This window comes from Streptomyces sp. UNOB3_S3 (assembly GCF_020740895.1).
Taxonomy (GTDB): Bacteria; Actinomycetota; Actinomycetes; order Streptomycetales; family Streptomycetaceae; genus Streptomyces.
The window spans coordinates 1-6887 of record NZ_JAILXP010000371.1 but is presented as its reverse complement, the minus strand read 5'-3'; the positions used below and the strand labels follow the sequence as shown (position 1 = coordinate 6887).

Annotated in this window: 4 protein-coding genes and 1 pseudogene; 4 read left to right on the top strand and 1 reads right to left on the bottom strand. The window is 71.6% G+C overall.

Annotated elements, in window-relative coordinates:
• A pseudogene (locus tag K6I33_RS29105) lies at window positions 1-294 on the bottom strand (hypothetical protein); the annotation flags it as partial.
• A 131-nt stretch (window positions 295-425) separates the two neighbouring features.
• Between K6I33_RS29105 and K6I33_RS29100 the strand changes: the two are divergent.
• From K6I33_RS29100 to K6I33_RS29085, 4 genes are all read left to right on the top strand, one after another.
• Window positions 426-707: an acylphosphatase gene (locus K6I33_RS29100; RefSeq protein WP_229357525.1), complete on the top strand. Its 282-nt coding sequence runs from the start codon at window positions 426-428 to the stop codon at window positions 705-707.
• Between the two features lie 405 nt (window positions 708-1112).
• Window positions 1113-1319, top strand: coding sequence for a hypothetical protein (locus K6I33_RS29095; protein WP_126918241.1), 207 nt, complete (start codon window positions 1113-1115; stop codon window positions 1317-1319).
• A gap of 258 nt (window positions 1320-1577) precedes the next feature.
• Window positions 1578-5147 carry a chromosome segregation protein SMC gene (smc, locus tag K6I33_RS29090; protein ID WP_229357524.1) on the top strand — a complete coding sequence of 1190 codons (3570 nt, stop codon included), beginning with the start codon at window positions 1578-1580 and terminating at the stop codon, window positions 5145-5147.
• Between the two features lie 141 nt (window positions 5148-5288).
• A complete protein-coding gene (locus K6I33_RS29085) occupies window positions 5289-6782 on the top strand; it encodes a sugar porter family MFS transporter (RefSeq protein ID WP_374286030.1) in 1494 nt (497 codons plus the stop codon).
• Window positions 6783-6887 lie beyond the last annotated feature (105 nt).

Below are 6887 nucleotides of genomic sequence, written 5' to 3'. Positions count from 1 at the left end.
GGCCCGGCGGGCGGGCGGCGCCGGCTTGGCGGGCTTGCCGCCGCCCGGGCCGGCCGCGGCGACACCGGTCTTGGCCGTCCGGCCCGCCTTGCGCTTGGTGCGATGGGGGCTGCGGTGCCTGCCGGTGCCGGTGGGGTTGGGGCGGACGATGGGAATGGGCTGGGTGACCGCCTCGGCCGGATCCTCGGGCGCGAACACTCCGGCCGTCTCGCTCGTCAGGGGTGCCCGGACCGGCCGGGCATTCGCCACCGCCTCGTCAGCGGTCGCACGGGCAGAGCGTCGATGGCGACCCATCCACTGCCTTCCTTACGGTTCAGCGCCAAAGTGCATCACTCGTACGGGGGAGTCTTATTCGGCCGAGACTGTACGGCACGGGATGGTGGGCCGAAGTGCTGCTTATCTAATTGGCCGGTTAATGTGCAGACATGAACGAGAGTGTTCGTCTCACGGCGTGGGTCCGTGGACATGTGCAGGGTGTGGGCTTTCGTTGGTTCACTCGGGCCAATGCCTTGCGGATCGGTGACCTGATCGGCTTCGCCTCCAATCTCTCCGACGGCCGGGTCCAGGTCGTCGCCGAGGGCTCCCGCCAGGGATGCGAACGACTGCTCGACTGGCTGCGAGCGGGCGACACGCCCGGGCGGGTGGACGGTGTCACCGAGATCTGGGGCGCGCCCAGGGGCGGATACGACGGTTTCGAGATCCGCTGATCCGACCGTCGGAAAATCGGATATCGGCGCGGTTTCCTTGGGAATCCCGCGAGGAGGAGCGTCCTGCACATATGCCAATGGCATATGTGCAGGACGGAAATCCCCTGATGGTTGCCAATCCGGCCGCATCGTGCAAGGCTGCCTGTCAACGGATGATCTCTACGCCCCCTCGGGCCCCGGGCGCGGAATGCGGCGCGGATAAACCCGCGCACACCCCTGGGACGCCTGCGGATACGGGGTGTGATCGTGTTGACCGTCAAACCATTTGGTGAGACTCTGGAAGCCCCGCGCACCTTAGCTGTTTGGCATTGGAACACCGCAGTAGTGATGGCAGACACCGCGGGTGCGAATCCCTCACGACCCACACCGCTTCGGTCGGTCACTCAGTGTGGAGGACCATCCATCATGGCAAAGGCGCTTCTCGGTTACGTCGGCGGCTCCGACCCCCGAGTCCTCTCCGAGATGCGACGGCTCCAGCAGCGTGTCCAGGACCTTGAATCCGAGCTCATCCGGATGCAGGCCGAGAACGACGCGCTGACTGCCGCCGCTCACCGTGGTGACTCGCTGCTCGACAGCATCGACGTATCGAAGGCGGAGCCTGCGCTCGCCTGACCTGTGCCCTGCCCCGGGGGCCCGGTCGGGCTGCACCGTCAGCCGCTGGACAGTCGCACTCACAAGGGACGCTTCGGCGTCCCTTCGTCGTGTCCGGCGGCGCTCCTCGCCGTCCTTCCGTCCCCCTGATCCCCCCGTCGTCGTCTCACGCATGGTGTGCCCTGAAGATTCCCGGGCGAAACCCATTGTTCAGAGCGGCGCGCCAGCGCCTCGCGCCGGGCCGTCCGGGCCGGTGCACGGCCGGTAGAGTCCTACCGCGTGCACCTCAAGAGCCTGACCCTGCGCGGCTTCAAATCCTTCGCCTCCGCCACCACGCTGCGCTTCGAGCCCGGGATCACCTGTGTCGTCGGCCCCAACGGCTCCGGGAAGTCCAACGTCGTGGACGCGCTCTCCTGGGTCATGGGGGAGCAGGGCGCCAAGTCGCTGCGCGGCGGCAAGATGGAGGACGTCATCTTCGCCGGGACGACCGGCCGTCCCCCGCTGGGCCGCGCCGAGGTCTCCCTCACCATCGACAACTCCGACGGTGCCCTCCCCATCGACTACGCGGAAGTCACCATCACGCGGATCATGTTCCGCAACGGCGGCAGCGAGTACCAGATCAACGGCGACACCTGCCGGCTGCTCGACATCCAGGAACTCCTCTCCGACTCCGGCATCGGCCGCGAGATGCACGTCATCGTCGGCCAGGGCCAGCTCGACTCCGTCCTCCACGCCGACCCCCAGGGCCGCCGCGCCTTCATCGAGGAGGCCTCCGGCGTCCTCAAGCACCGCAAGCGCAAGGAGAAGGCGCTGCGGAAGCTCGACGCGATGAAGGCCAACCTCGCCCGCGTCCAGGACCTCACCGACGAACTGCGCCGCCAGCTCAAACCGCTGGGCCGGCAGGCCGCCGTCGCCCGCCGCGCCGCCGTCATCCAGGCCGACCTCCGCGACGCCCGGCTCCGGCTGCTCGCCGACGACCTGGTCGCCCTCCGCGAGGCCCTGCGCGCCGAGATCGCCGACGAGAACGCCCTCAAGGCCCGCAAGGAGGCCGCCGAGACGGAACTGCTGGCCGCCGCCCGCCGCGAGGCCGCCCTGGAGGAGCACGTCCGCGAGCTCGCCCCGCGCCTCGCCCGCGCCCAGCAGACCTGGCACGAACTCTCCCGGCTCGCCGAACGCGTCCGCGGCACCGTCAGCCTCGCCGACGCCCGTGTCACCAGCGCCACCACCGCCCCCGCCGAGGAACGCCGCGGCCGCGACCCGGAGGACCTGGAACGCGAGGCCGCCCGCGTCCGCGAACAGGAAGCCGAGCTCGAAGCCGCGCTGGAGGCCGCCGGCCACGCCCTGGAGGACACCGCCCGGCACCGCGCCGAACTCGAACGCCGCCTCGCCGAGGAGGAACGCCGCCTCAAGGACGCCGCCCGCGCCATCGCCGACCGCCGCGAACACCTCGCCCGGCTCCAGGGCCGGGTCACCGCCGCCCGCGGCCGCGCCGCCTCCGCCGAGGCCGAGACCGTCCGCCTCGCGGCCGCCCGCGACGAGGCCGCCGAGCGCGCGGCCGCCGACCGGGAGGAGTACGAACGCCACCAGGCCGAGGCCGACGGCACCGCGGCCGGCGACGCCGAGCTCGCCGCCCGCCACGACGCGGCAGGGGCCGGCCTCGCCGCCGCCGAGGCCGCCCGCGACGCCGCCCGCGAGGAGGCCGCCGCGGCCGACCGCCGCCGCGCCGCCCTCACCGCCCGCCGGGACGCCCTCGCCCTCGGCCTGCGCCGCAAGGACGGCACCGGAGCCCTCCTGACCGCGCAGGAACGATTGGCCGGACTCCTGGGCCCGGCCGCGGAACTCCTCACCGTCACCCCCGGCTACGAGCTGCCCGTCGCCACCGCCCTGGGCACCGCCGCCGACGCGATCGCCGTCACCGGGCCCGCCGCCGCGGCCGAGGCGCTGCGCCTGCTGAAGAAGGAGGACGCCGGCCGGGCCACCCTCCTGCTCGCCGGCCCCGGTGAAGGAACGTCACCTCACCCCGAGGACGCCCCCGCCGGCGCCCGCCCGGCCGCCGGCCTGGTGAGCGGCCCCGACGAGCTGATGCCCGCCGTCCGCCGGCTGCTGCGCGGCATCGTCGTCGTCGACACGCTCGAGGACGCCGAGGCCCTCGTCCGCAGCCACCCCGGACGCACCGCGGTCACCGCCGACGGCGATCTGCTCGGCGCCCACCTCGCCCAGGGCGGCTCCGGCGGCGCCCCCAGCCTCCTGGAGACCCAGGCGGCCGTGGACGAGGCGACGGCCGAGCTGACCGGCCTGACCGCCCGCTGCGCCGAGCTCGCCGACGCCCGGCACACCGCCGAGGAGCGCCGCGCCGCCGCGGCCGCCCTCGTGGGCGAGCTGGCGGCCCTCCGCTCCGACGCCGACCGGGAGAAGTCGCGGACCGCCCAGGCGCTCGGCCGCCTCGCCGGGCAGGCCAGGGCGGCGGCCGGCGAGGCCGAGCGCACGGCCGCCGCGGCCGCGCGCGCCGAGGAGGCGCTCGCGGCGGCCGGCGAGGAGGCCGAGGAACTCGCCGCCCGGCTCGCGGCGGCCGAGGAACTCGACGACGAGCACGGCACGGACGAGCCCGACACCGCCGTCCGCGACCGCCTCGCCGCCGACGGCGCCAACGCCCGGCAGACCGAGATGGAGGCCCGCCTCCAGGTCCGTACCCATGAGGAGCGGGTCAAGGCGCTCGCCGGACGGGCGGACGGCCTCGACCGCGCCGCCCGCGCCGAACGCGAGGCACGCGCCCGCGCCGAGCGGCGGCAGGCCCGGCTGGCGCACGAGGCGCGGGTCGCCGGGGCCGTCGCGTCCGGCGCCCGCCAGCTCCTGGCCCATGTGGAGGTCTCGCTGCTCCGCGCGGACGAGGAGCGTGGGCTGGCCGAGCGGGCGAAGGCCGGGCGGGAGGCGGAGCTGACCGCCGAGCGCGACCGCTCCCGGGCCCTGAAGACGGAGCTGGACAAGCTCACGGACTCCGTCCACCGCGGCGAGGTCCTCGGCGCGGAGAAGCGGCTGCGCATCGAGCAACTGGAGGCCAGGGCCCTGGAGGAGCTGGGCGTGGAGCCGGCCGTCCTGATCGCCGAGTACGGGCCCGGCCAGCCCGTACCGCCCTCGCCCCCGGCCGAGGACGAGGAGCTCCCCGATGACCCGGACCACCCGCGCAACCGGCCCGTACCCTATGACCGGGCCGCCCAGGAGAAGCGTCTCAAGGCCGCCGAACGCGCCTACCAGCAGCTCGGCAAGGTCAATCCGCTCGCCCTGGAGGAGTTCGCGGCGCTGGAGGAGCGCCACCAGTTCCTCTCCGAGCAGCTGGAGGACCTGAAGAAGACCCGGGCGGATCTGCTGCAGGTCGTGAAGGACGTCGACCGGCGGGTCGAGGAGGTCTTCACCGCCGCCTACCACGACACGGCCCGGGAGTTCGAGGGCGTCTTCTCCCGGCTCTTCCCCGGCGGCGAGGGCCGCCTGGTGCTCACCGACCCGGACGACATGCTGGCGACGGGCGTGGACGTGGAGGCCCGGCCGCCCGGCAAGAAGGTGAAGCGGCTGTCCCTGCTGTCGGGCGGCGAGCGCTCCCTGACCGCGGTCGCCCTCCTCGTCGCCATCTTCAAGGCCCGGCCGAGCCCGTTCTACGTCATGGACGAGGTCGAGGCGGCCCTGGACGACACCAATCTCCAGCGGCTGATCGGGATCATGAGGGAACTCCAGGAGAGTTCCCAGCTGATTGTGATCACTCACCAGAAACGGACCATGGAAGTCGCCGACGCGCTCTACGGAGTGTCGATGCAGGGCGACGGAGTGTCGAAGGTGATCAGCCAGCGGCTCCACTAGCCCAAGATCGATTCAACTATTGAAGCCAACGCCGGGGAAACGCCCCGGAAACTTCTTCATCACAACCTATTGACTTAGAAAATTGAAGACATAGGGTCTCCCACGACGCTCGCGCCTTCATGTGGTGACCTCCTTGATCTTGTGCCCCACTGGATCTGTCCCACTGGAAAGGCCGCCCCCCACTCCCGGCAACGTGGCCGGGCCCAGGAGAAAACCTTGACCAGCACTGCGATGGCGCAGGGGTCCGAAGGCCGCAAGGCCCAGCCGGACCACCTCGGACACGTCATCTTCATCACCGCGGCCGCGGCCATGGGTGGCTTCCTCTTCGGCTACGACAGCTCCGTGATCAACGGTGCGGTCGAGGGCATCCGCGGGAAGTACGACATCGGTTCCGCCGCCCTGGCCCAGGTCATCGCCATCGCGCTGATCGGCTGCGCCGTCGGTGCCGCCGTCGCCGGCAAGCTCGCCGACCGCATCGGCCGCATCCGGGTCATGCAGATCTCCGCGACGCTGTTCACCATCAGCGCCGTCGGCTCGGCCCTGCCCTTCTCGCTCTACGACCTCGCCTTCTGGCGAGTCCTGGGCGGCATGGCCATCGGCATGGCCTCCGTCATCGGCCCGGCCTACATCGCCGAGGTCTCCCCGCCGGCCTACCGCGGCCGTCTCGGCGCCTTCCAGCAGGCCGCGATCGTCGTCGGCATCGCCATCTCGCAGCTGGTCAACTGGGGCATCCTCAACGTCGCCAACGGCGAGCAGCGCGGCAAGATCATGGGCATCGAGGCCTGGCAGCTCATGCTCGGCGTCATGGTCGTCCCGGCCGTCCTCTACGGCCTGCTGTCCTTCGCGATCCCCGAGTCCCCCCGCTTCCTGATCTCCGTCGGCAAGACCGAGAAGGCCAAGGAGATCCTGGCCGAGGTCGAGGGCCACACCGTCGACGTCGACAAGCGCGTCGCCGAGATCGAGCACGCGATGCACAGCGAGGAGAAGTCCACCTTCAAGGACCTCCTCGGCGGCCGCTTCGGCCTCCTGCCCATCGTCTGGGTCGGCATCGGCCTCTCCGTCTTCCAGCAGTTCGTCGGCATCAACGTCGCGTTCTACTACTCCTCGACGCTGTGGCAGTCCGTGGGCGTCAACCCGGAGAGCTCGTTCTTCTACAGCTTCACCACGTCGATCATCAACATCGTCGGCACCGTGATCGCGATGATCCTCGTCGACCGGATCGGCCGTAAGCCGCTCGCGCTCGTCGGCTCCATCGGCATGGCCGTCTCCCTCGCCCTCGAGGCCTGGGCCTTCGCCTCCAAGACCGCCGACGGCACCCTGCCCACCACGCAGGGCACGGTCGCCCTCGTCGCGGCCCACGCGTTCGTCCTCTTCTTCGCGCTCTCCTGGGGCGTCGTGGTCTGGGTCTTCCTGGGCGAGATGTTCCCCAACCGCATCCGCGCCGCCGCGCTCGGTGTCGCCGCGTCCGCGCAGTGGGTCGCGAACTGGGCCATCACGGCCAGCTTCCCGAGCCTGGCGGACTGGAACCTCTCGGGTGCGTACGTCATCTACGCGGTCTTCGCCGTGCTCTCGATTCCCTTCGTGCTCAAGTTCGTGAAGGAGACCAAGGGCAAGGCGCTGGAGGAGATGGGCTAACCCCCCCGCCGCCCCTCTCCTCGAAAGGGTGCTGCCTCGGCCTTGTGGCTGGGGCGGCACCCTTTTGCTTTGCTTTGCGCGGTGCCCGGTGGGTGGGGCGGGGGT